The organism is Rhizobium sp. Root1334 (assembly GCF_001426665.1).
In the GTDB taxonomy this organism is placed as follows: Bacteria; Pseudomonadota; Alphaproteobacteria; order Rhizobiales; family Rhizobiaceae; genus Pararhizobium.
In genome coordinates this window covers 607,851-630,684 of the sequence record NZ_LMEY01000001.1, presented here as the reverse complement: position 1 = coordinate 630,684, position 22,834 = coordinate 607,851, and the positions used below count along the sequence as shown (strand labels likewise).

General features: G+C 60.3%; 23 protein-coding genes. 15 read left to right on the top strand and 8 right to left on the bottom strand.

Going from position 1 to position 22,834, the window contains the following annotated elements:
* Nucleotides 1-54: 54 nt before the first annotated feature.
* The 3 genes from ASD36_RS03075 to glcF all read left to right on the top strand — a co-directional run bounded on the left by ASD36_RS03075 (nt 55) and on the right by glcF (nt 4,194).
* Nucleotides 55-1,494 (top strand): FAD-linked oxidase C-terminal domain-containing protein, encoded by a 1,440-nt coding sequence (locus ASD36_RS03075; protein ID WP_060504726.1) that lies wholly within the window; start codon nt 55-57, stop codon nt 1,492-1,494.
* A complete protein-coding gene (gene glcE, locus ASD36_RS03070; protein WP_060504727.1) occupies nt 1,491-2,693 on the top strand; it encodes a glycolate oxidase subunit GlcE in 1,203 nt (400 codons plus the stop codon). The genes ASD36_RS03075 and glcE overlap by 4 nt, the downstream gene beginning before the upstream one ends.
* A 193-nt stretch (nt 2,694-2,886) precedes the next feature.
* A complete protein-coding gene (gene glcF, locus ASD36_RS03065; RefSeq protein ID WP_060508737.1) occupies nt 2,887-4,194 on the top strand; it encodes a glycolate oxidase subunit GlcF in 1,308 nt (435 codons plus the stop codon).
* 161 nt (nt 4,195-4,355) lie between these two features.
* On the opposite strand, the gene ASD36_RS03060 is transcribed toward glcF, so the two are convergent.
* Together ASD36_RS03060 and ASD36_RS03055 are read right to left on the bottom strand one after the other, a co-directional pair.
* The gene (locus tag ASD36_RS03060; RefSeq protein ID WP_060504729.1) at nt 4,356-5,048 is read right to left on the bottom strand and encodes a L,D-transpeptidase; all 693 of its coding nucleotides are present in this window, start codon (nt 5,046-5,048) and stop codon (nt 4,356-4,358) included.
* A 168-nt stretch (nt 5,049-5,216) separates the two neighbouring features.
* The gene (locus tag ASD36_RS03055) at nt 5,217-5,978 is read right to left on the bottom strand and encodes a L,D-transpeptidase (protein WP_060504730.1); all 762 of its coding nucleotides are present in this window, start codon (nt 5,976-5,978) and stop codon (nt 5,217-5,219) included.
* 248 nt (nt 5,979-6,226) lie between these two features.
* Here ASD36_RS03055 and ASD36_RS03050 point away from each other — a divergent pair, with 248 nt between their 5' ends.
* Nucleotides 6,227-6,856 carry a DNA-3-methyladenine glycosylase I gene (locus ASD36_RS03050; RefSeq protein ID WP_060504731.1) on the top strand — a complete coding sequence of 210 codons (630 nt, stop codon included), beginning with the start codon at nt 6,227-6,229 and terminating at the stop codon, nt 6,854-6,856.
* A gap of 25 nt (nt 6,857-6,881) precedes the next feature.
* Here ASD36_RS03050 and ASD36_RS03045 read toward each other — a convergent pair whose 3' ends face one another.
* Both ASD36_RS03045 and ASD36_RS03040 read right to left on the bottom strand, forming a co-directional pair.
* Complete coding sequence (locus tag ASD36_RS03045; RefSeq protein WP_060504732.1) at nt 6,882-7,097, bottom strand: hypothetical protein; 216 nt, start codon at nt 7,095-7,097, stop codon at nt 6,882-6,884.
* 115 nt (nt 7,098-7,212) lie between these two features.
* The gene (locus tag ASD36_RS03040; RefSeq protein WP_244482200.1) at nt 7,213-7,596 is read right to left on the bottom strand and encodes a DUF305 domain-containing protein; all 384 of its coding nucleotides are present in this window, start codon (nt 7,594-7,596) and stop codon (nt 7,213-7,215) included.
* A 326-nt stretch (nt 7,597-7,922) separates the two neighbouring features.
* Between ASD36_RS03040 and ASD36_RS03030 the strand changes: the two genes are divergently transcribed.
* Entirely contained in the window at nt 7,923-8,063 is a 141-nt protein-coding gene (locus ASD36_RS03030) for a hypothetical protein (RefSeq protein ID WP_156393799.1), read from the top strand.
* 39 nt (nt 8,064-8,102) lie between these two features.
* On the opposite strand, the gene ASD36_RS03025 is transcribed toward ASD36_RS03030, so the two are convergent.
* On the bottom strand, nt 8,103-8,513 hold the full coding sequence (locus ASD36_RS03025; protein WP_060504735.1) for a hypothetical protein: 411 nt from the start codon (nt 8,511-8,513) through the stop codon (nt 8,103-8,105).
* 283 nt (nt 8,514-8,796) lie between these two features.
* Between ASD36_RS03025 and ASD36_RS03020 the strand changes: the two genes are divergently transcribed.
* The 6 genes from ASD36_RS03020 to ASD36_RS02995 all read left to right on the top strand — a co-directional run bounded on the left by ASD36_RS03020 (nt 8,797) and on the right by ASD36_RS02995 (nt 15,268).
* Complete coding sequence (locus ASD36_RS03020) at nt 8,797-9,420, top strand: helix-turn-helix transcriptional regulator (RefSeq protein ID WP_060504736.1); 624 nt, start codon at nt 8,797-8,799, stop codon at nt 9,418-9,420.
* A 111-nt stretch (nt 9,421-9,531) separates the two neighbouring features.
* On the top strand, nt 9,532-11,043 hold the full coding sequence (gene hisS / locus ASD36_RS03015; RefSeq protein ID WP_060504737.1) for a histidine--tRNA ligase: 1,512 nt from the start codon (nt 9,532-9,534) through the stop codon (nt 11,041-11,043).
* A gap of 267 nt (nt 11,044-11,310) precedes the next feature.
* Nucleotides 11,311-12,432 (top strand): ATP phosphoribosyltransferase regulatory subunit, encoded by a 1,122-nt coding sequence (locus ASD36_RS03010; protein ID WP_060504738.1) that lies wholly within the window; start codon nt 11,311-11,313, stop codon nt 12,430-12,432.
* On the top strand, nt 12,429-13,127 hold the full coding sequence (hisG, locus tag ASD36_RS03005; protein ID WP_060504883.1) for an ATP phosphoribosyltransferase: 699 nt from the start codon (nt 12,429-12,431) through the stop codon (nt 13,125-13,127). Before ASD36_RS03010 ends, hisG begins: the two co-directional genes overlap by 4 nt.
* Nucleotides 13,128-13,249: 122 nt before the next feature.
* On the top strand, nt 13,250-13,957 hold the full coding sequence (locus ASD36_RS03000) for a glutathione binding-like protein (protein WP_060504739.1): 708 nt from the start codon (nt 13,250-13,252) through the stop codon (nt 13,955-13,957).
* Nucleotides 13,958-14,050: 93 nt separating this feature from the next.
* Nucleotides 14,051-15,268, top strand: coding sequence for an FAD-dependent oxidoreductase (locus tag ASD36_RS02995; protein ID WP_060504740.1), 1,218 nt, complete (start codon nt 14,051-14,053; stop codon nt 15,266-15,268).
* 21 nt (nt 15,269-15,289) lie between these two features.
* Here the strand turns inward: ASD36_RS02995 and ASD36_RS02990 are convergent, their stop codons facing one another.
* From ASD36_RS02990 to groES, 3 genes are all read right to left on the bottom strand, one after another.
* Nucleotides 15,290-15,739 carry a hypothetical protein gene (locus tag ASD36_RS02990; protein WP_060504741.1) on the bottom strand — a complete coding sequence of 150 codons (450 nt, stop codon included), beginning with the start codon at nt 15,737-15,739 and terminating at the stop codon, nt 15,290-15,292.
* 604 nt (nt 15,740-16,343) lie between these two features.
* On the bottom strand, nt 16,344-17,987 hold the full coding sequence (gene groL, locus ASD36_RS02985; protein WP_060504742.1) for a chaperonin GroEL: 1,644 nt from the start codon (nt 17,985-17,987) through the stop codon (nt 16,344-16,346).
* Between the two features lie 66 nt (nt 17,988-18,053).
* Complete coding sequence (gene groES / locus ASD36_RS02980; RefSeq protein WP_037105991.1) at nt 18,054-18,350, bottom strand: co-chaperone GroES; 297 nt, start codon at nt 18,348-18,350, stop codon at nt 18,054-18,056.
* Between the two features lie 269 nt (nt 18,351-18,619).
* On the opposite strand from groES, the gene ASD36_RS02975 reads away from it, so the two are divergent.
* From ASD36_RS02975 to ASD36_RS02960, 4 genes are all read left to right on the top strand, one after another.
* Entirely contained in the window at nt 18,620-19,453 is an 834-nt protein-coding gene (locus ASD36_RS02975) for a sulfurtransferase/chromate resistance protein (RefSeq protein ID WP_060504743.1), read from the top strand.
* A complete protein-coding gene (gene chrA / locus ASD36_RS02970) occupies nt 19,446-20,816 on the top strand; it encodes a chromate efflux transporter (RefSeq protein WP_060504744.1) in 1,371 nt (456 codons plus the stop codon). Before ASD36_RS02975 ends, chrA begins: the two co-directional genes overlap by 8 nt.
* A gap of 124 nt (nt 20,817-20,940) precedes the next feature.
* Nucleotides 20,941-21,789: a TIGR01459 family HAD-type hydrolase gene (locus tag ASD36_RS02965; protein WP_060504745.1), complete on the top strand. Its 849-nt coding sequence runs from the start codon at nt 20,941-20,943 to the stop codon at nt 21,787-21,789.
* Between the two features lie 46 nt (nt 21,790-21,835).
* Entirely contained in the window at nt 21,836-22,834 is a 999-nt protein-coding gene (locus ASD36_RS02960; RefSeq protein WP_060504746.1) for a bifunctional riboflavin kinase/FAD synthetase, read from the top strand.

Here is a 22,834-nt window from a genome sequence, read left to right as displayed (position 1 = left end):
GTGGTAAAGAAAAAATACCAATCATGCGCAGCGTGACTATGCCGGGAGGCCGATATGCCGGAAACGATTGCCTTTCTGGAGCCGAAACCATCCGTGCTTGCACGCCGCCAACAGATCGTCGAGGATCTGGCTGATATACTGCCACCCGGTTGTCTGATCAGTGAAAAACGTGGACTGGTTCCGTTTGAGACGGACGCCTTTATCGCCTATCGCCAGGTGCCGCTGGCCGTCGCGCTGCCGGAAACCACTGCGCAGGTGGCGGCCGTTCTGAAATATTGCAGCCGCTACGGCATTCCCGTCGTGCCGCGCGGGGCGGGCACCTCGCTGTCGGGCGGCGCCATTCCGCAATCCGACGCGGTGGTGATCGGCCTTTCGAAGATGTCGCGCATCCTCGATGTCGATTTTGCCAACCGCACCGCGACAGTGCAGGCGGGCGTCACCAATATCAATATTTCCGAAGCGGTCTCCGCTGACGGGTTTTTCTATGCGCCGGACCCGAGCTCGCAGCTTGCCTGCACCATCGGCGGCAATATCGGAATGAATTCCGGCGGCGCCCATTGCCTGAAATATGGCGTCACCACCAACAATCTGCTCGGCGTCAAGATGGTCCTCTTCGATGGCACGGTGATCGAGCTTGGCGGCAAGGCGCTGGATGCGCCGGGTTATGACCTGCTCGGCCTGGTCTGTGGCTCGGAAGGCCAGCTCGGTATCGTCACCGAGGCGACCGTGCGGCTGCTGGCCAAGCCGGAAGGGTCGCGGCCGGTTCTGTTCGGCTTCATGTCGTCGGAAGAGGCAGGGTCGTGCGTTGCCGAAGTCATCGGTTCCGGTATCATCCCGGTTGCCATCGAATTCATGGACAAGCCGGCGATCGGCATCTGCGAGGCGTTCGCGCAGGCAGGTTATCCGATGGATGTCGAGGCTCTTTTGATCGTCGAGGTCGAGGGATCGGAAGCCGAGATGGAGGCGATGCTGGCGAGCATCATCGCGATCGCCCGCCGCCATGGCGTCGCCACCATCCGCGAAAGCCAGTCGGCGGCGCAAGCGGCGCTGATCTGGAAAGGCCGCAAATCCGCCTTCGGCGCCACCGGCCGCATCGCCGATTATATCTGCATGGATGGCACGGTGCCGCTTGGGCAGCTGTCCTATGTCCTGAAGAAGACGAGTGAGATCATCGACAGCTATGGCCTGCGCGTCGCCAACGTCTTCCACGCCGGTGACGGCAACATGCACCCGCTGATCCTCTACAACATCAACGATCCGGAAGACGCCGCACGCGCCGAAGCGGCGGGCAATGACATTCTGAAGCTCTGCGTTGACGCTGGCGGTTGCCTGACCGGCGAACATGGCGTCGGCATCGAGAAACGTGACCTGATGCTGCACCAGTTCGAACAAGTCGATCTCAACCAGCAGATGGCGGCGCGCGCCGCCTTCGATCCGCAATGGATCATGAACCCTTCAAAGGTCTTTCCGCTGGAAGGACGCCCGGCCGCATGAGCATGAATTTCGAGCCGACATCAGAAGCGGAAGCCGCCGATATCATCCGGCAGGCCGCCGCACATGCAGTGCCGCTGGCAATAACCGGAGGCGGCACCCGTTCGGGCCTTGGAAATAGCGTCCGCGCAGAGAGGGGCCTCTCGACGCGAAGACTGTCTGGCATCCTCAGCTACAATCCCGCCGAGATGACGATGAGCGCCAGGGCGGGAACACCTATGCGGGAGATCGAGGCTGCACTTGCCGGCAATCGCCAGATGCTGGCGTTCGAGCCGATGGATCATCGCGGCGTCATGGGCACCAGCGGCGAGCCGACCATCGGCGGTGTGTTTGCCGCCAATGTCTCCGGCCCGCGCCGCATCACGGCCGGTGCCGCGCGCGATCATCTGCTTGGCATCCGTTTCATCAACGGTTCGGGCGAGGCGATCAAATCCGGCGGCCGGGTGATGAAAAATGTCACCGGGCTCGATCTGGTCAAGCTGCTCTGCGGCTCGCACGGCACGCTGGGGCTTCTGACCGAAGTCACGTTCAAGGTCCTGCCCCTGCCGCCCGCTGCGGCCACGATCGTGGCTTTTGGTCTCGACGATGCGCAGGCTGCCGCCGCCATGGCGCATGCGCTGGCGATGCCGGTCGAAGTATCCGGTGCCGCCCATCTGACGGAGAGCGTGCGGTACCGCTTTGTCGGCACCAGTCACCCGGAGGGCGCGGCAACGGTCCTGCGCCTTGAGGGGCTACCGGCCTCGGTCGCTGTCCGGGCGGAAAAGCTGAAAGCTGCCTTCGCCCAGGTCGCGCCCGCAACGGTGCTCGACCACGAGGCGACGGAAAAGCTGTGGCGGGATATCCGGGATGTCAAACCCTATGCTGACGGTACGCAAAAACCGCTCTGGCGCGTCTCGGTGGCGCCAACCGCCGGCCACCAGCTGGTCGCAGCTCTGCGGCTGCAAACCGGTGTCGATGCATTTTATGACTGGCAGGGCGGCCTTGTCTGGTTGCGCATGGAGGCCGACGCGGAGTCAGAGATGCTGCGCCGCTTCATCAAGGGTATCGGCGGCGGTCATGCGACACTGGTGCGCGCCTCGGATGCGGTTCGCGCGGCCACTCCGGCCTTCGAGCCGGAACCTGCTCCCGTTGCAGCGCTGTCGGTGCGGTTGAAGGAAAAATTTGATCCCAAGGGAATATTCAACCCGGGGAAGATGGGGTGATGATGAGTATGCAGCTTCCCCCCCTCTGTCACTGCGTGACATCTCCCCCACAAGGGGGGAGATCATTCTTTTCCCACGCCGGTTTCTCCGTAGGGCGGGCACAAAGCTTGCCGTCAATCTCCCCCCTTGTGGGGGAGATGTCCCGAAGGGACAGAGGGGGACTTGCCTCGGCACACTCGGAGCATCGCGCCTGATGCAGACCAATTTCACCCCCGAACAGCTCACCGATCCGCATGTTGCCGAATCCGAGGGGATCCTGCGAAAGTGCGTGCATTGCGGCTTCTGCACCGCCACCTGTCCGACCTATGTGACGCTCGGCAACGAGCTCGACAGTCCGCGCGGCCGGATTTATCTGATCAAGGACATGCTGGAAAACGGCCGTCCGGCCGATGAGGAAGTGGTCACCCATATCGACCGCTGCCTATCCTGCCTTGCCTGCATGACCACCTGTCCGTCCGGCGTCAACTACATGCACCTAGTCGATCATGCCCGTATTCATATTGAGCAGACTTACAAGCGCCCCTTGAAGGATCGGCTGGTGCGCAACGTGCTGGCGGCAGTCTTGCCCTATCCCGGGCGGTTCCGGCTCGCGCTGAAAGCAGCCCGGCTTGGCCAGCCACTTGCGGCGGCAATGAAGCGTGTGCCGTTTCTGAAAAGCTTCGGCATCATGCTGGATCTGGCGCCTGCAGGCATCGCCCCGGCATCCTCAGCTTCCACGCCCGGTATTCGCCCTGCCCAAACGGAGAAACGCGGCCGTGTCGCCATTCTCACCGGCTGCGCCCAGCCGGTGCTGAAACCCGGGATCAACGAGGCGACCATCCGCCTGTTGACACGGCTCGGCGTCGAGGTCGTGGTGCCGCAAGGCGAGGGTTGCTGCGGTGCGCTGGTGCATCATATGGGCCGCGAGGAACAGGCGCTTGCCGCCGCCCGCCGCAATGTCGATGTCTGGGTCAAGGCCGCAGATGCGGGCGGGCTTGATGCCATCATCATCACCGCGTCCGGCTGTGGCACCACCATTAAGGATTATGGCCATATGCTGCGGCTTGATCCGGCCTATGCGGAAAAGGCGGCGCGTGTCTCGGCGCTGGCCAAGGACATTACCGAATATCTGGCGACGCTCGACCTGCCGCGGCAGGAACCGAAGGCGATCATCGTCGCCTATCATTCCGCCTGCTCGATGCAGCACGGCCAGAAGATCACCATGGCACCGAAGATTCTGTTGAAGAATGCCGGCTTCACCGTGCGCGATCCGGCCGAGGGTCATCTCTGTTGCGGCTCGGCCGGCACCTACAATATCCTGCAGCCGGATATTTCAGCGACACTGAAGGCGCGAAAAGTGAAGAATATCGAGGCGACCAAGGCCGACATCATCGCCACCGGCAATATCGGCTGCATCACCCAGATCGCCACCGGCACTGACATGCCGATCCTGCACACGGTGGAACTGCTGGATTGGGCCTATGGCGGCGAAAAGCCGGCGGGCATTTTACCCTCCCCTTGAGGGTAGCCTATCGCTCCCCCTTCTCCCCAGCGGGGAGAAGGGGGAGCGAAGGGCCGGATGAGGGGGCGGTAGGCTCCGAATTTACCGAAGCATCCCCCTCATCGCCTCGCTACGCTCGGCACTTCTCCCCGCTGGGGAGAAGAGGGAGGCTGCGGTGACCCTCAGCCGCCAAAGATCGTCCGCAGGATATCGACGCCGCGGTCATTGTAGGACACGTTGCCCTGCTTGTTGCCGGGGCCGATGACGATCACCTTGGTGCCGATCGAAGCGCGTTCGTACAGATGCTCGACGTCCTTGTTCATCATGCGGATGCAGCCGGACGACATGTTGAGGCCGATCGTCCAGGGCTGGTTGGTGCCGTGGATACGGAAGCCGGAATCGTTCTTGCCCTTGTACAGATAGAGCGCGCGTGCGCCGAGCGGATTGTCGATGCCGCCTTCCTGGAAGGCCGGAAGGATATGGCCCTTCTTGGCCTCGCGGGCGATCATTTCCTTCGGCGGTGTCCAGCCCGGCCATTCGGCCTTGCGCTGTACCTTGACGACGCCCGACCAGCCAAAGCCTTCGCGGCCGACGCCGATACCGTAGCGGGTCGCCCGGTTCGGGCCTTCGATGTAATAGAGATACTTGTTATTGGTATCGACGATGATGGTGCCGGGCGCTTCATCCGTGCTCAGCCGCACCTTGGTGCGCCAGAACTTTTGGGCCGGCTTCTTCTCTGCCGCCACCAGCGTGACGTCGGAGTTGGACTTTGCCCCTGCCGGTTCGCCCGGCATGAAAGCCGATGCGCTTGAGGCGCCAAAAGTAACCGCGGCTGCAAACCCCATCGCGGCCAATGTCTGCAAGGCATATTTCATAGGCAGTTTCCCTCATCCTGTCCCCAGTTGCGAAACGCTATTGAATATCGCGTTTTACGCAAGTCTTACGGGTTCTGGTTAGGGCAAATGTGATCGGTCGGGCTGTAACCCAGGGAACCCCTGTTGCCGAAAGGCCACGATGTGGCCCTCCGGCGGGTCAACAAGAGCTTAGATGACGACGACTTTGGTGCCGACCTTCACGCGTTCGTAGAGATCGGTGACGTCCTCGTTACGCATGCGGATGCAACCCGAGGAAACAGCGTAGCCGATCGTCCAGGGCGCATTGGTTCCGTGGATGCGGTAGAGTGTCGAGCCGAGATACATGGCGCGTGCGCCGAGCGGGTTTTCCGGACCGCCGTCCATGCGGACAGGAAGGTAGTGCCCCTTGGCCGCCTCGCGGGCGCGCATTTCGGCTGGCGGCGTCCAGTTCGGCCACTCCGCCTTGCGGGTCACCTTGTGGGCGCCGGCCCATTCGAAACCCGGCTTGCCGACGCCGACGCCGTAGCGGCGGGCCTCGCCATTGCCGGTCACCAGATAAAGGAAGCGGTTGTTGGTATCGATGACGATCGTGCCGACCTTCTCCTTGCTGTCATAGGCAACGGTCTGCGGCAGGAATTGCGGATCCAGCTGGCGCACCGGCCGCTGGGCACGGGTCATCGCCACCGGCTGCGCGACACCGGCGCCGGAACGCTGGACACGCTTTTGAAACAGATACTGTTTTCGGGTGGCGGCCGGCTGTTGAACCGCGATAGGCCGCTGCTGGCGATAGACGACACGCTCGGGCTTGCCGCCCAGCTGGGTCACCCAGGGAGCGGTCAGGTCCGGGCTGATGACGACCGGGGGCCGGTTCTGGTAGCGGTCCTGCGCCTCGGCAAGACTGGTAAACGCAACGAGCATGGATGTGGCAAGGATCAGGGTTTTCTTCATCATCGGACGGACTCACTACCTTTCGCCGGAAACTCACAGCTTCGCCGTCCGCGGTGAAGGCGGATGACGAGCGGCATGGACGCCAAAAAAACATTGGCGGAATGGAGGGATCGTGGCACCCGGCAGCAACCGAATGGTAAATACCGGCTCATTAAAAGCCGCGCGTCCGGATAAAGCGTTGGGTAGGGTTATCGCCGGCTTTAGGACTATGGTTGGCAATTGGTAAAACGAGAGAATTCAGGGAGAAACGCATGACGGCAAAGGGTATCATCACCGGAGAGGACGGCGTTGACCGCTGCGGCTGGCATGCCAATCTGGCAGACTATCAGCGCTACCATGACGAGGAGTGGGGCAAGCCGATGGCCGATGATATCCGGCTGTTTGAAAAGATATGCCTCGAAGGCTTCCAGTCCGGTCTCTCCTGGCTGACCATCCTGCGCAAGCGCGAGGCGTTTCGCGCAGCCTTTGCCGGCTTTGATTTCGATGTTGTGGCACAATTTGGCGATGACGACATTGCCCGCTGCCTTGCCGATACCGGGATCGTGCGCCATCGCGGCAAGATCGTCTCGACCATCAACAATGCCAAACGGGCGCAGGAACTGAAGGCCGAGTTCGGCTCGCTGGCGCGCTATTTCTGGAGCCACGAGCCGGGCGGCAACGAGCGGCCGAAGGTCGTCACCTGGGAGGCGATCGCCGCCAACCCGACCACGCCGACCTCGACGCTGATATCAAAGGATTTGAAAAAGCGCGGCTGGACCTTTGTCGGGCCGACCACTGTCTATGCCTTCATGCAGGCGATGGGCCTCGTCAACGACCACATCGAGGGCTGCTACTGCCGCGGCAGGATTGAAGACCTGCGGCGGGCGTTCGTTCGGCCCTAGATATCTCGCCTCAGACGGACGTGACCTAAAAGAGATCGTCGGGCATGCCGTGCAGCCGGGTGGCGGGCCTGTTGTTCTGGTAGAGCAGCCCGATGGCGAAGATCACCAGCATGGCGCCGATCACCAGCCATTCGCCGTTGCCGGACATGGCCATGCCGGGAATGATGTTGGAACCTTGCAGCATCCAAAGGCCGCCGAGCAAGATGATGACGATGCCTGCGATATTCTTGAATACCTTCATGACGTCCTCCCACACACTGGAGGAAATTATGTGCCGAAGGATGCTTTCGGTCAATATTCGTCAAGCGGATGGTGGGTAGGCGCCGGAGACAGGCTCCGGCGCCCTGCTTCAGGGATCAGCCGCCGTTCTTGGCGAGCCACTCCGTCATCGTCTTGATCTCCGCTTCCTGGGCGGAAATGACGCCCTCTGCCAATTTACGCAGTTCGGCATCCTTGCCGTACTGAAGCTCGATCTTGGCCATGTCGATCGCGCCCTGATGATGGGCGATCATGCCGCGGACGAAGTCGACATCGGCGTTGCCGGTAAAGACAATATCCATGCCGCCGTGCATCTTCGCATTGGCCTCGGCAAAGGCCGTGCTGGAAGGGCCTGTGTCGCCCTTCGGCTGTGCCATGCCGTCCATTGTCATGGCGCCATGGTTCATCTTGCTGTGATCCATTTCCTGGGCGGCAAGGGGAGTGGTGAAGGTAATGGCCAGCAAGGTTGCAGCCGTGATCATTCTCAGAGACATGATGTGCTCTCTTTCATCTCTTGAAATCGCAATATGCGGGCTTTGGCCCGTATTCAGGAAAACGAGAGAGAGGTCTTGGGAGGCGGGAAACGCGGCTTGAGGGTCGTCGCCAGCATTGGCTTTTGCAATGCGGGAAGCACAGTACTGGCGGGAAGCTCGATCCGGTCGATGCCGTGCACATTCAGGACAACGGCAAAACAGGCCGAACAGGATATCGGATGCACCATTTTCGGCTGATGGGAGCAGGACTTTGCTGCCGCGCAACTATGCTCGCTGGCATGCGCCGAAACCGCGTGATGGGTCGAAGTCATCCCATGGTGACCCGTGCCATTGCCATTCAGGCCCTGGACCTGGGCAAGCGCGGCCGTCCAGCCGCTGATCAAGGCGCAGAAGAGAGCAAGGGTAAGGACGGCGAGACGCATAACACACAGATAGAGGCTGTCGATGTCGATTAAAAGGCTGGCGGCACAGACTTTTTTGGGCGGAGCGTCCAGTTAGCGCTCAAGGTTTGAAAATGCAAAGACGCCCTGCATACGGCCGGTAGCGGCCACCGCATCGATCGACGACGTTCCGATGCAGTAGAGCGGGCCAATGGAGGCATCCGCAATATCCGTGCAATAACAGAAGGATGATGCCGTAGCCGTGGCTTCTTCGAGAATAGCCAGCACGATCTTGCGATGGTTTTCCGCATATCCGCGAATGATGTCCAGCAACCCGCAAAGATTCTGCTCAAGCGCGTGAATATGCTGCGTCATCTCGCCGACGGAGAAGATGCCGGTTGAAAGATCACAGTGCCACCCTTCGATGACATAGTCATGGCCGGTGAGTTCGGCGATCCATCCTTCGTGGGCGCGAGCGTCCTCGGGAAGGATCGTACCGAAGCCCGGTTTCACGAATCTGAGCATGCTATTCCATTTTCAATGGCCGCCTGGATGCAGCATTTTCACGTCTGAGACACTTTCTGCACCGTGTTCGGCGCCCCCATCAAAAAGCGCTTTACCGGCAACCGGAAAAGCGCTGATCTCACGATGCGTCACAGCGTTGTAATCAGCAGAAATTGGTCTTCATGGTTTCAAAAAATAGTCGACAAAAGCTTTCGCCGAAACGGCGGCAATTGATCATTGATTCTCCCTTTAGCTCATAGAAATTACCGAATACAACTCTTGATTTCATGAAAGGGCGCATTCGGTGAATCTCATTCAGGGCGAATTGATCCAGCAATTACAGGCCTACCGGCTGAAGGCTGGGCTGACCCAGGCAGACATTGCCTGGAAGCTCGGCTTTTCTCTGCCAACGGTGTCCCGGTGGGAGCGCGGCGCGTGTACGCCTGACCTGCGCGCCATCGGCGCCATCGTCGATTTTCTGCGCCGTGCCGATGCGCATACGGAAAGGGCTCTGCTGCGATCGATCCTGTCAGCCAAGGACAGCCGCAATCTCTGGGAAGGGGAAGATATCCGCTATCTCGCCGGCTCCCGGCAGGAGTTTATCGATACACCGCTCATGCGGACGATGGTCGGCAAAAGCATCCGCCGCTACATGACCGGTCTCTACCACGATTTCATCGAGGATCAGGCAATCGTTGCGAGCCTAAAATCCGGCGAACTCGCCAGCATCGATTTCTACAGCGGTGCGGCGATGTCGGTGACCAGCATTCCCGATGGGTTCGTGCAATTCAAGCGGATGAGCTTCCAGTCGGAAGTCAGAGGCGTCATCCGCGGCGATAGCCATTCGATCCTCATTCCCGCGGCCGAAGCGCCGATGACAGAGGGCACGATCGTTCATACCTGGGATATGCTGTCACAGCCGCTTTAGGCCCGTGCCGTCAGCGCAAAGACTTGCCGCCTTGGCCTTGATCGGCTAGGGAAAGCGCCAATTGCCATGACGGATCGGACATGACCGATCGACGCTGAAAGTGCTGTTGCCATGAACGACAAAAAGAAGAAGCCACAGAAGCTGAAGGCCCGCCTGCCGCGTGGTTTCGTCGATCGCTCCGCCGCGGACATTCGCGCCGTCGATGAGATGACTGCGAAGATCCGCGAAGTCTACGAGCGTTACGGTTTCGATCCGGTCGAAACGCCGTTGTTCGAATATACCGACGCGCTCGGCAAATTCCTGCCCGACAGCGACCGTCCGAACGAAGGTGTGTTCTCGCTGCAGGATGACGACGAACAGTGGATGAGCGCCCGCTACGACCTGACGGCGCCGCTCGCCCGCCATGTTGCGGAAAATTTCAACGATATCCAGCTGCCCTACCGCACCTATCGCGCCGGCTACGTTTTCCGCAACGAAAAGCCAGGCCCCGGCCGCTTCCGTCAGTTCATGCAGTTTGACGCCGATACGGTTGGCGCCGCGGGTGTCCAGGCGGATGCCGAAATGTGCATGATGATGGCCGACACGATGGAAGCGCTGGGCATTGCCCGCGGCGACTATGTGATCCGGGTCAACAACCGCAAGGTACTTGATGGTGTGCTCGAAGCCATTGGTCTTGGCGGCGACGAAAATGCCAATGCACGGCTGACCGTGCTGCGTGCCATCGACAAGCTCGATAAGTTCGGTCCGGAGGGCGTCAAGCTGCTGCTCGGCCCTGGCCGCAAGGACGAGAGTGGCGATTTCACCAAGGGAGCTGGGCTGAATGAAGACCAGATCGCCAAGGTGATCTTCTTCATCGGCATCACCGACTATGCGGCAAGCGCCGCCGATCTGGCCGCGCTGGTTGCCGGAACGTCGAAAGGCGCTGAGGGCGTTGAAGAATTGAACCTAATCGGCAGCCTGGTGACAAGCGCCGGTTACGATTCCGGCCGCATCAAGATCGACCCATCCGTCGTCCGTGGTCTCGAATATTACACGGGACCCGTTTTCGAAGCCGAACTGCAGTTCGCCGTCACCAACGAAAAGGGTGAAAAGGTCGTCTTCGGCTCGGTCGGCGGCGGTGGCCGCTATGATGGGCTCGTCTCTCGCTTCATGGGCCAGCCGGTGCCGGCCACCGGCTTTTCCATCGGCGTCTCGCGCCTCATGACGGCGCTGAAGAACCTCGGCAAGCTCGGTATGGAAGAGGTCATTGCCCCGGTCGTTGTCTGCGTTATGGACCGCGACACCGAAAGCCTCGGCAAGTACCAGCAGTTCACACAGGCGCTGCGCCACGCTGGCATTCGGGCCGAAATGTATCAGGGCAACAAGAAGAACTTTGGCGACCAGCTGAAATATGCCGACCGCCGCGGCTCGCCGCTTGCCATCATCCAGGGCGGCGATGAACGCGCACAGGGCCTCGTGCAGATCAAGGACCTGATCGAAGGCAAGCGCCTGTCCGGCGAGATCGAGGACAACACCACCTGGCGCGAAGCCCGCGTGGCGCAGGTCTCGGTGCCGGAAGGTGACCTCGTCGCCAAGGTCCGTGAAATGCTGGCCGAGCAGGCGGAAGACCGGGCGCGCGGCTAAGATGTGTAAGGTTGCGCCGGTAATCAGACCCCTCCCCAACCCTCCCCACAAGGGGGAGGGAGTGGTTTTGTACGCGCCGACAATATCATTCACCACAACAACCGACCGCAAGTTGCCATCGAGAGCGAAGCTAGGTGACGGCTTGCGAGCTGTCATTCCCAGAGTTTTGGATATGCAGAACGGTCGGTTCAGCAAATTAACTCCCTCCCCCTTGTGGGGAGGGTTGGGGAGGGGCATTCCCGCACCCACCTGCGTTGCGAGTTTCCCATGCCCCTGATCAACCTCCCAGCCTTCGCCGCTGACCTTCTGGCCGATTTCGAGCGGCTGGGAACGCTGCGTGTCGACACCCCCGTTATCCAGCCGGCCGAACCCTTCCTCGACATGGCCGGGGAGGATCTGCGCCGCCGTATCTTCCTCACCCAGAGCGAGACCGGCGAAAACCTGTGCCTGCGCCCGGAATTCACCATTCCCGTCTGCATGCGCCATATCGAAACCGCGACCGGGACACCGAAGCGTTATTCCTATCTCGGCGAAGTCTTCCGCCAGCGCCGCGAAGGCGGCAGCGAGTTTTATCAGGCTGGCATCGAGGATCTCGGTACCCGCGATGCGGCGAGCGCCGATGCTCGCGCTGTGGCCGATGCCGTGACGATCCTCGGCCGGCTTCTGCCAGAGCGGCCGTTTGCCGTCACCATGGGTGATCAGGCGATGTTCGAAGCGGTCGTCGCAGCGCTCGGCCTGCCCGGCGGCTGGCAGAAACGCCTGATCCGTGCCTTCGGCGAGCAGACGCAGCTGGAAGCCCTGATGCTGCGGCTGGCAAAGCCCGAGCAGGTTGCCGGCCTTGGCGCCGAGGTCGAAGCGCTGCTCGCCAAGGGGGATGAGCAAGGTCTCGTTGCCCATATCGACGGTGTGATGGAGGCGACCGGCTATCTCACCAATGCCAGCCGCTCACCGAAGGAAATAGCCTTCCGGTTGAAGGAAAAGCTGGCGCTGGCCGGCACTTCGCTCGATCCCGGCAAGCTCGATGTGCTCCGGGAATTCCTGTCGCTCGATGTCAGCCTGCGCTACGCGCCGGGTGTACTTGCCGATTTCGCCAAGAGCACTGGACTGCCGCTGCAGGCTGCCGTCGATCGTTTCGATGCCCGCGTCGCGGCCTTCACCGCTGCCGGCGTCAAGCTGGCGGATATCACCTGGCGGGCCGCCTTCGGCCGTCCGCTCGATTATTACACCGGCCTCGTCTTCGAGGTCACCTTGCGCAACGATCACCGGGTACTGGCTGGTGGCGGCCGCTATGACGGCATGCTGACGCTGCTCGGTGCCGAGGAAAACATCCCGGCCGTCGGCTTCTCGCTGTGGCTCGACCGGATCGAGGCGGTGAGGGGAGAGCACTGATGATCACCATAGCCTTGCCCTCCAAGGGCCGGATGAAGGACGATGCCTCCGCCATCTTCGAAAAAGCGGGCCTGAAGATCGTCGCCGTCGGCAACGATCGCTCCTATCGCGGCCGTGTCGAAGGCCTTGATGACGTCGAGATCGCCTTTCTTTCTGCGTCGGAAATTTCCCGCGAAATCGGCAGCGGCTCGATCGATTTCGGCGTCACCGGCGAAGATCTGATCCGCGAGGGTCTGTCGGAGGCCGATGCGCGCGTTGAATTCTGCGCCCGGCTCGGCTTCGGCCATGCCGATGTCGTCGTTGCCGTGCCGGAAATCTGGCTCGATGTCGATACCATGGCCGATCTTGGCGATGTCGCTGCTGACTTTCGTGCCCGTCATGGCCGCCGCTTGGCGATCGCCACCAAATACTGGCGCCTGACCCAGCAGTTCTTCTCGTCGCAGCATGGGATACAGCTCTACCGCATCGTCGAAAGCCTCGGCGCTACAGAAGGTGCACCGGCCTCCGGTTCGGCCGATATCATCGTCGATATCACCTCGACCGGCTCGACGCTGAAGGCCAACCATCTGAAGATCCTGTCGGATGGCATCATCCTGCGGTCGCAGGCCTGCCTGGTGCGGGCACGCAAGGCCGAGCATACGGGTGATCCCCTGGTGGCAAAGATCATTGATGCGGTAAACGGCGCGCTCGCCTGAGGCCTGCGCGTCAGGGCCATGTATGGGCAGGTCCTAAAAAACCTCCGGCCAAATGCATGCGGCAGTCTAACATTCTGGACACATCTGTCCTATGTTCGAACTCCCACCACAAGGAGTTCCGCATGGCCGACCTCAGTGCTTTTCCGATCACCACCCGCTGGCCCGCCCAAAACCCTGATATCATTCAGCTCTACTCGTTGCCGACGCCCAACGGGGTGAAGGTTTCCATCGCTCTGGAAGAACTCGGCCTGGCGTACGAACCCCATCTGATTTCCTTCGGCACCAACGATCAGAAATCACCGGAATTCGTTTCGCTCAACCCGAATGGCCGCATTCCGGCGATCATCGATCCGAATGGTCCGGACGGAAAGCCGATCGGTCTGTTCGAATCCGGCGCCATTCTCGTCTATCTCGCCGAAAAGACCGGCAAGCTCATTCCGGCCGATGCGGCCGGACGTTACGAGACGCTCGCATGGGTGATGTTCCAGATGGGCGGCGTCGGGCCGATGTTCGGCCAGTTCGGCCATTTCTTCAAATTCGCAGCCGATAAGGTCGCCAACAATTCCTATCCGATGGAGCGCTACCGCGATGAGGCCAAGCGGCTTCTCGGCATTCTGGAGACGCGTCTTGAAGGCCGTCAGTGGCTGATGGGCGATCAGTACACCATCGCCGATATCGCCACCTATCCGTGGATCGAAGGTGCCCGCAAGTTCTACGGCGGCGCCGACGTGCTGGAATACAAGAGTTTCCCGAATGTCATGGCATGGGTCGATCGCGGCCTTGCCCGTCCGGCGGCACAGAAGGGCATGGAGATCCCCAAGCGCGACTGATCGCGTCAAATGCTGCCGTCCGTCCGAGTTGACGGCACTCGGGCGGACAGGCTACGTCTTGGGAAAAGAAGCATTTTCGACGGGTGAACACACGTGACAGGTAGACTTGTTGTGGTTGGCGGCGGTCAGGCCGCCTTTGCGTTGGTGGCCAAATTGCGGGCCTTGAAGGACGAGCGTCCGATCACGATCGTCGCGGCGGAAGCAAGCCATCCCTATCAACGCCCGCCTCTGTCGAAGAAATACCTGCTGCGCGAAATGGATCTGGACCGGCTGCTCTACCGGCCGGAAAGCTGGTACGCCGAACACAACATCGATATCCGCCTATCCACGTCGGTCACGGCGATTGACCGGCCTGCCAAGACCGTCACTCTCAGCGATGGCTCGATGCTGGACTATGACGTGCTGGCGCTCGCCACCGGCTCGACCCCGCGCAAACTGCCTGCCAGTGTTGGCGGAGATCTCGACGGTGTCTTCGTGGTGCGCGATTTTACTGATGCCGATCGCCTTGCCGATGAGATGAAGCCCGGCAAACGCGCGCTGATCATCGGCGGTGGTTATATCGGCCTCGAAGCAGCCGCCGTGGCGCGCTCGAGCGGGCTTGATGTGACCGTCATCGAAATGGCCGATCGTATCCTGCAGCGGGTTGCCTCCGTTGCCACCTCCTATCTCGTCAAGGACATCCATACATCGCGCGGCGTTGATATCCGCGAAGGCACTGGCCTCGTCCGCTTGGTCGGCACCAGTGGCCGGGTGACAGCGGCGGAACTGACGGATGGCTCGACCATTCCGGTTGACCTGGTGATTGTCGGTATCGGCGTGACGGCCAATGATGCGCTGGCTCACGGCGCCGATCTCGAAGTGGCCAACGGTATTGTCGTCGATTGCTTCGGGCGGACATCTGACCCGGCCATCCATGCGATGGGCGATTGTGCTGTGCTGCCGTGGAAAGACATGCGGATCCGGCTGGAATCCGTCCAGAACGCCGTCGATCAGGCCGAAGCGGTGGCCGCACTGCTGGCTGGCGGCGAGGCGCCCTATGCGCCGAAGCCGTGGTTCTGGTCGGATCAGTATGACGTGAAGCTGCAGATCGCCGGCTTTGGCCAGGGTCATGACGAGACGGTGGTGCGCAAGGGACAGCGCGAGGGCAGCATTTCGGTCTGGTATTTCACGGCGGGCAAGCTGGTGGCCGTCGATGCGCTCAACGACGCGAAAGCCTATGTCACCGGCAAGAAGCTGCTCGATCTCGGCCTGACGCCCGACCGGGCCCTTCTCGAAGACCCGCTGACCGATCTGAAGACGCTGCTGCCGTAATCTCCCGGCGTTTGTTGCCGGTTATTGATGGTGGGTGAAAACGTGTCTGCGTGCTTCCAGCTGGAAGCGCGGGAAGAAGAACACGCCGAGGATCGAGCCTGAATAGCGCTGTTCCAGTCCGGTGGATTCGCCAATGCAGAAAACCGGCTGTTTCTGGCCGGACGCCAGGATGATCGTCGTCGAAAAGCAGAAGGACGACGAGGTCGTGGCCGCCTGCTCGAAAAGCGCCAGCACGTGATTGCGGTCGGCGCTGTCATAGCAGCGGATCAGATTGAGCAGGCCGCATTCGGCCTGATTGAGGCCGTGCATGGCAGCTGCATTTTCGCCGAGACGGAACAGGCCGTTCGACAAGTCGCCGGACCAACCTTCGGAAGAGCAGAATTGAACGAGCATATCCAGCTCGCTTTCGCCACGGGCAAAAGAATCAGCGCCCCGGGGCTGTGAAAGGCCTGTTCTTGCAATTTTAAACAAGGCTGACCCCGGTATATTCACAAAATCCGAAATTCATTCGTCCGTTCCCGTAAGTGTTCACAAGAAACAGCTTCCATTTTTCAACAGAATTAGACGACACGACAAATACATGACGAGGCGTAGTTTACTGAGAAAGATAGAAAACTCAATTTTCAGGTCTTGGGCGTGTGTACCGGCAAGACAAAACAAATTGTAGGCAAGGAAAATCTATAGGCATTGCGGTCTGGAATCAAAACAATGTTGGGCAGACAGTTAATGCGGAAAAATTGAACTTCTTTATCGTCAATTCGTCCAAGTTCTTGATCCCTGTGAATCTGGGGTTCACTTGGAGCGTTGTTATAATTGCTTTTTCTCTGGCTTCAATGGTCTTTTGAGAAATATTTTGTGATCCGAGATAAATATTCCCGATTGCACCGGTTCGGTCACCGTACAATCAGAGCATGATATTGAGGTTCGTGCAATGCGCCTGAGGGGAGGGGCGTGATGTCGTCCGCAACTCTGTTTGGTGCGAACGAAAAAAGGGCAGACCTTGCGGCCTGCCCCTTCTCAATCCGGAAACCCGGAAAGATCGATGGTCGTCATTGGTAATAAGGCAAACGCCTTATTACATCATGCCGCCCATGCCACCCATGCCGCCCATGTCAGGCATGCCGCCGCCGGCAGCTTCCTTCTTCGGCAGTTCGGCAATCATGGCTTCCGTGGTGATCAGCAGCGAGGCAACCGAAGCTGCGTTCTGCAGAGCCGTACGGACAACCTTGACCGGATCGACGATACCCATGGCGATCATGTCGCCAAATTCGCCGGTCTGGGCGTTGTAGCCGAAGTTGTCGGTGTTGCTTTCGAGGATCTTGCCAACGATGATCGAGCCTTCGTCGCCTGCGTTTTCAGCGATCTGGCGAACCAGCGACTGAAGTGCCTTGCGGATGATGCTGATACCGGCGGTCTGATCGTCGTTTGCGCCCTTGAGGTCGAGAACGATCGAGGCGCGGAGCAGAGCCGTACCACCGCCAGGAACGATACCTTCCTGAACAGCGGCGCGCGTTGCGTTGAGCGCGTCGTCGATACGGTCCTTCTTTTCCTTGACTTCGATTTCAGTCGCACCGCCGACGCGGATGACGGCAACGCCACCAGCGAGCTTGGCAAGGCGTTCCTGCAGCTTTTCGCGGTCGTAGTCCGAAGTGGTTTCTTCGATCTGGCCCTTGATCTGGGCAACGCGGCCTTCGATTTCAGCCTTCTTGCCGGAACCGTCGACGATCGTGGTGTTTTCCTTCGAGATCGAAACCTTCTTCGCACGGCCGAGCATTTCGAGCGTGACGTTTTCCAGCTTGATGCCGATGTCTTCGGAGATGACCTGGCCACCGGTCAGGATCGCGATGTCTTCGAGCATGGCCTTGCGGCGATCGCCGAAGCCAGGAGCCTTGACGGCAGCGATCTTCAGGCCGCCACGCAGCTTGTTGACGACCAGCGTAGCAAGAGCTTCGCCTTCAACGTCTTCCGAGATGATGAGGAGCGGCTTGCCGGTCTGAACGACGGCTTCGAGAACCGGAAGCATCGCCTGCAGGTTGGAGAGCTTCTTCTCATGGAGAAGGATGTAAGCGTCTTCCAGTTCGGCAACCATCTTTTCCGGGTTGGTCACGAAGTAGGGCGAGAGGTAGCCGCGGTCGAACTGCATGCCTTCGACGACTTCGAGTTCGGTTTCGGCGGTCTTGGCTTCTTCAACCGTGATGACGCCTTCATTGCCGACCTTCTGCATCGCTTCAGCGATGTACTGGCCGATTTCCTTTTCGCCGTTGGCGGAGATCGTGCCGACCTGGGCCACTTCGTCCGAAGTGCTGATCTTCTTTGCCTTGGCAACGAGGTCCTTGACGATGGCTGCGACTGCGAGGTCGATGCCGCGCTTCAGGTCCATCGGGTTCATGCCGGCTGCAACGGCCTTGCCGCCTTCGCGAACGATGGCCTGCGCAAGAACGGTAGCAGTCGTGGTGCCGTCGCCGGCGATGTCGTTGGTCTTCGAAGCAACTTCACGGACCATCTGCGCGCCCATGTTCTCGAACTTGTCTTCAAGTTCGATTTCCTTGGCGACGGAAACGCCGTCCTTGGTGATGCGCGGTGCGCCGAAGGACTTGTCGATGATGACGTTGCGGCCCTTAGGACCCAGCGTTACCTTCACTGCGTCTGCGAGGATGTCGACGCCGCGCAGCATCTTTTCGCGCGCGGTACGGCCGAACTTAATTTCTTTGGCTGCCATGTTAAAAACTCCCGGGCTGGTGCCCAATTGGTTTTATGGAAAGTGAAAAGGCGGGAACCGGCTAAATCAGCCGATGATGCCCATGATGTCGGCTTCCTTCATGATCAGAAGGTCTTCGCCGTTGAGCTTGACTTCGGTGCCCGACCACTTGCCGAACAGAACGCGATCGCCAGCCTTGACGTCGAGCGCGATGAGCGTGCCCTTGTCGTCACGGGTACCGGTGCCAACAGCGACGATTTCGCCTTCCTGCGGCTTTTCCTTGGCGGTATCCGGAATGATGATGCCGCCCTTGGTCTTGGCTTCAGACTCGACGCGACGTACAACGACGCGGTCATGTAGCGGGCGGAAATTGGTGCTTGTCATTGTCTAATCCCTCGATCAAATGACTTCACGGACCGTCTTTGCGATCCGATGGATGGATGTTAGCACTCCTATTGCTTGAGTGCTAGCGGCTTGGAGATAAGGACGGCATCGAGGTGAGTCAAGAACGGCCCGGCAAGATTCTTTGCATCGGGAAATATGGTTGACTTGGTTTCCGCTTTTTTGTCTAACTTGCGCATGGGGTCTGCGAACTGCCCCACGAGGCGTCATGCCATCACTTCGCGTCCAATCCCACGAAAAGGACGTAAACCATGGCCTCGTATAACGCTATTTCCACCGAAAAACTTGCCCGCCTGATCGGCACGGCCAAAGGGCCGGTCGTCATAGATGTGCGCGACGATGAAGACTTCGCCGCCCAGCCGTTTCTTGTCCCATCGTCTTTCCGGCGTCCTTACGCCGACGTGCGGCGATGGGGGGCGGATTATCGCGGTCGCTGGGTGGTTGTGATTTGCCAGAAGGGTAAGAAGCTCTCCGAAGGCGTCGCTGCATGGCTCAGAAATGCCGGTGCCACGGCAGAGACGCTGGAAGGCGGATTCGAAGCCTGGCAGGCTGCTCGCCTGCCGCTCGTTCCAGTCGCTGCCCTACCGGGTGAAAACACGAATGGCGGAACAGTCTGGGTCACGCGCTCTCGCCCCAAGATCGATCGTATTGCTTGCCCGTGGCTGATTCGCCGCTTCGTCGATCCGGCCGCGACATTCCTCTTTGTCGCTGCCCCTGAGGTTGAGGCCGTAGCAGATCGTTTCGATGCAACACCGTTTGATGTGGAAAATGTCTTCTGGAGCCACAGGGGAGAGAACTGCACCTTCGATACGATGGTCAAGGAATTTGGTCTGGCATTTCCGGCACTTCAGCATCTCGCCCTGATCGTCCGCGCCGCCGACACCGACAGGCTCGATCTGGTTTCCGAAGCCGCCGGACTGCTCGCGGCGTCGCTCGGTTTCTCGCGGATGTTCGCCGACGATCTGGAACAGCTGGAAGCGGGCATGACGCTCTACGATGCCTTCTATCGCTGGGCGCGCGACGCCACACAGGAAAAGCACGAATGGGTGCAGCACATCGCGAAGAAGGCCAAAGGCCATGAATGAGGCGGTAACCGTCATCCTGCCGCCATCGCATCCGACATTCGGCGAAGCCACCAAAGTCTGGGCGAAGATCGGTTTGCTCAGTTTTGGCGGCCCGGCCGGGCAGATCGCATTGATGCATAGGGAGTTGGTGGAGGAACGCCGCTGGATCTCCGAGAGCCGGTTCCTGCATGCGCTGAATTTCTGCATGCTCCTGCCGGGGCCGGAGGCGCAGCAGCTTGCCACCTATATCGGCTGGCTGCTGCACGGCACACGCGGTGGCATCGTTGCCGGGTTGCTGTTCATTTTGCCGGGCTTTTTCGTCATCCTCGGCTTGTCGTCGGCCTATGCGCTGTTTCATGAGACCGACTGGCTGACAAGCCTGTTCTTCGGGCTGAAGGCGGCGGTGCTGGCCATCGTCGTCGAGGCGGTCATCCGCGTCGGCCGCCGCGCGCTCAAAACCCGCTTTGCGCTCATCGTTGCAGCGTTCGCCTTCGCAGCCCTGTTCTTTTTTGATCTGCCATTCCCGCTTGTCGTGCTGGCGGCCGGCATTGCCGGATATCTTGCCACGCGCCTGCAGCCCGCAACTGGCGAAAAAGCCATGGCGGCGGCGGCAAAGCAGATACTTGCCGATAAACCGTCGGTCATCGACAGCAGCTTTCCCGATGGTGCTTCAAGCTGGGGCCGCACGTTTCAGCTTCTTGCCACCTGGCTGGCGCTGTGGATCGCGCCGTTCGCCGTCATCGGTGTGATGCTTGGATTTGACACCGTTTACAGCGCCATCGGGCTGTTCTTCTCCAAGATGGCCGTGGTGACCTTCGGTGGGGCCTATGCGGTTCTTGCCTATGTCGCGCAGCAGGCGGTCGAGACCTATCATTGGCTCAAGCCCGGCGAGATGCTGGATGGTCTGGCGTTGGCCGAAACTACGCCGGGACCGTTGGTGCTGGTACTGTCCTTCGTCGGCTTCATGGCGGCCTTCCGTGCACCGCTCGGGCTCGATCCGCTTATGTCCGGCCTGCTCGGGGCGACGCTCGCCACATGGGTGACTTTCGTGCCCTGTTTCCTCTGGATTTTTCTGGGCGCTCCTTATGTCGAGGCCTTGCGCAACAACAGGGCTTTGTCCGGCGCGCTGGCGGCCATTTCGGCAGCGGTCACCGGCGTTATCCTCAATCTGGCCATCTGGTTCGGTCTGCACGTTCTCTTTTCCAGCGTGGAGCGCTTTGCTGCAGGGCCTGTTTCCATGCCGCTCCCCGTCTGGCAGACCTTCCAGCTACCGTCCTTCTGCCTGGCACTTCTGGCAGCCGCGCTGCTGTTTTTCTTCAAGCGCGGCGTCGTGACAACGCTTGTCCTCTGCGCGGCCGCCGGTTGGCTGATCCGCGGATTTTAGTGGTTCGATCCCGTTGCGCGCCGGAAACCTTGGAATTCCGCCGCCATTTTTCCCATGGAGACTTGTGTTTTTAACGTCTGCCTGCGATGTCAGCCCGACCATTTCTTTTCTGCGGGAAGCCAGCATGGCCGTTCGGATCAACAGTTTTCGCGACATTGCCAGCCGTTATGACGTCGTGCTCTGCGATGTCTGGGGCGTGCTGCACAATGGCGTCGAGGCGTTCAAAGGCGCCTGCGTGGCGCTGACGGAAGCGCGCGCCAAGGGGCTGACCGTCGTGTTGATCACCAACTCGCCCCGCCCGCATCCCGGCGTCATCGTCCAGATCCGCGGCCTTGGCGTGCCGGACAGCGCCTATGACCGGATCGTCACGTCAGGCGATGTCACCCGCGCACTGATTTCGGCCGGCCCGAAGAAGATCTATTTCATCGGCGCCGAAAAGGACCTGCCGCTGCTCGAAGGCCTGGGCGTCAGCATGGTTTCCTCCGAGGAGGCCGAGATCATTGTCTGCGCCGGCTTTTTTGACGACGAAAGCGAGACTGCCGAGGATTACCGCGCAACGCTGACCGGCCTTGCCAGGCGCAAGGTGCCGTTCATCTGCGCCAATCCGGATCTGGTGGTGGAGCGTGGCCACAAGCTCATTCCGTGCGCTGGCGCCATTGCCAAGGTTTACGAAGAACTTGGCGGCGAAACCCGGATTTCCGGAAAACCTTATGTGCCGATTTACCGGGCGTCCCTGACGGAAGCCAAGGCCGCGCGCGGCGGGCTCGACCTGTCACGGGTGATCGCGATTGGTGACGGCATGCCGACGGATGTCAAGGGCGCGCAGGATTTCGGTCTCGACGTCCTTTATATCAGCGCGGGCATTCACGCCGCCGAATATATGACCGGTGAAAAGACCGACGAATCCAAGCTGACGGCATTCTTGAAAAACGAAGGCGTCACGCCAAAATGGTGGATGCCGAGACTGGCTTGACGGATTGGCGCGATCGGCCCGCACGAGAGACGACTGGCGAACGGACATGACAGTTTTTCATCGCAACGAGACCCGCGAACCTCTTCCCGAAGCGCTGCGCGGCGGCGTCATCGCCATCGGTAATTTCGATGGCGTGCATCGTGGTCATCAATCGGTTCTGAACCGGGCGCTGGAAGAAGCGCAGGCGCGGGGCGTTCCGGCGCTGGTTCTCACCTTCGAGCCGCATCCCCGCAGCGTCTTCCGGCCGGACCAGCCGGTATTCCGGCTGACGCCGGCACCGCTGAAGGCACGCATCCTTGAAGGCATGGGTTTTTCCGCCGTCATCGAATATCCGTTCGACAAGACGTTCTCGCAGCTGTCCGCATCCGATTTCATCCGCTCCATCCTGATGGACTGGCTGCATGCGAGCCATGTGGTCACCGGTTTCGATTTCCATTTCGGCAAGGGCAGGGAAGGCGGCCCTGCCTTCCTCATGGCTGCCGGTGGCGAAAACGGCTTTGGCGTGACGCTGGTCGATGCGTTTCGGGATGAGAACGCCTCGGTGATCTCCTCCAGCCATATTCGCGGATTGCTGGGCGAGGGCGATGTCACCCAGGCGGCCGGTCTGCTCGGCTACCGCTATACGGTGGAAGCGGAAGTCATCGGCGGCAAGAAGCTTGGCCGCACGCTGGGTTATCCCACCGCCAACATGCAGCTGCCGCCGGAAGTTGAATTGCGCAACGGTATCTACGCCGTGCGCTTCCGCCGCGCCGATGGCAGCCTTCATGATGGTGTGGCGAGCTTCGGCAAGCGCCCGACGGTCGATAGCGACGGCATTGCCCTGCTCGAAACCTTCGTCTTCGATTTCTCCGGCGATCTCTATGGTGAAATCTGTTCGGTCTCCTTCTTCGGCCATCTGCGCGATGAGCTGAAGTTCGATGGTCTCGATCCGCTGGTGGTGCAGATGAAGCAGGATGATGCGGAAGCCCGCGCCTTGCTTTCCGGCGTCAAGCCGCTCAGTGTGATCGACAGCAAAATCGCATTCGGTCCGGATGCCAATTCCTAA

Bases quoted from the DNA above. Each gene is read 5' to 3' on its own strand.
- chrA (WP_060504744.1), top strand. From the start codon at position 19,446: ATGAATGAGGCGGTAACCGTCATCCTGCCGCCATCGCATCCGACATTC.
- ASD36_RS03040 (WP_244482200.1), bottom strand. From the start codon at position 7,596: ATGATCACGGCTGCAACCTTGCTGGCCATTACCTTCACCACTCCCCTT.
- glcE (WP_060504727.1), top strand. From the start codon at position 1,491: ATGAGCATGAATTTCGAGCCGACATCAGAAGCGGAAGCCGCCGATATC.
- ASD36_RS02975 (WP_060504743.1), top strand. From the start codon at position 18,620: ATGGCCTCGTATAACGCTATTTCCACCGAAAAACTTGCCCGCCTGATC.
- ASD36_RS03050 (WP_060504731.1), top strand. From the start codon at position 6,227: ATGACGGCAAAGGGTATCATCACCGGAGAGGACGGCGTTGACCGCTGC.
- ASD36_RS02960 (WP_060504746.1), top strand. From the start codon at position 21,836: ATGACAGTTTTTCATCGCAACGAGACCCGCGAACCTCTTCCCGAAGCG.
- ASD36_RS03055 (WP_060504730.1), bottom strand. From the start codon at position 5,978: ATGATGAAGAAAACCCTGATCCTTGCCACATCCATGCTCGTTGCGTTT.
- glcF (WP_060508737.1), top strand. From the start codon at position 2,887: ATGCAGACCAATTTCACCCCCGAACAGCTCACCGATCCGCATGTTGCC.
- ASD36_RS03075 (WP_060504726.1), top strand. From the start codon at position 55: ATGCCGGAAACGATTGCCTTTCTGGAGCCGAAACCATCCGTGCTTGCA.
- ASD36_RS03045 (WP_060504732.1), bottom strand. From the start codon at position 7,097: ATGAAGGTATTCAAGAATATCGCAGGCATCGTCATCATCTTGCTCGGC.
- hisS (WP_060504737.1), top strand. From the start codon at position 9,532: ATGAACGACAAAAAGAAGAAGCCACAGAAGCTGAAGGCCCGCCTGCCG.
- ASD36_RS03025 (WP_060504735.1), bottom strand. From the start codon at position 8,513: ATGCTCAGATTCGTGAAACCGGGCTTCGGTACGATCCTTCCCGAGGAC.
- ASD36_RS03060 (WP_060504729.1), bottom strand. From the start codon at position 5,048: ATGAAATATGCCTTGCAGACATTGGCCGCGATGGGGTTTGCAGCCGCG.
- ASD36_RS03000 (WP_060504739.1), top strand. From the start codon at position 13,250: ATGGCCGACCTCAGTGCTTTTCCGATCACCACCCGCTGGCCCGCCCAA.
- groES (WP_037105991.1), bottom strand. From the start codon at position 18,350: ATGACAAGCACCAATTTCCGCCCGCTACATGACCGCGTCGTTGTACGT.
- ASD36_RS03030 (WP_156393799.1), top strand. From the start codon at position 7,923: ATGGTGACCCGTGCCATTGCCATTCAGGCCCTGGACCTGGGCAAGCGC.
- ASD36_RS03010 (WP_060504738.1), top strand. From the start codon at position 11,311: ATGCCCCTGATCAACCTCCCAGCCTTCGCCGCTGACCTTCTGGCCGAT.
- ASD36_RS02965 (WP_060504745.1), top strand. From the start codon at position 20,941: ATGGCCGTTCGGATCAACAGTTTTCGCGACATTGCCAGCCGTTATGAC.
- groL (WP_060504742.1), bottom strand. From the start codon at position 17,987: ATGGCAGCCAAAGAAATTAAGTTCGGCCGTACCGCGCGCGAAAAGATG.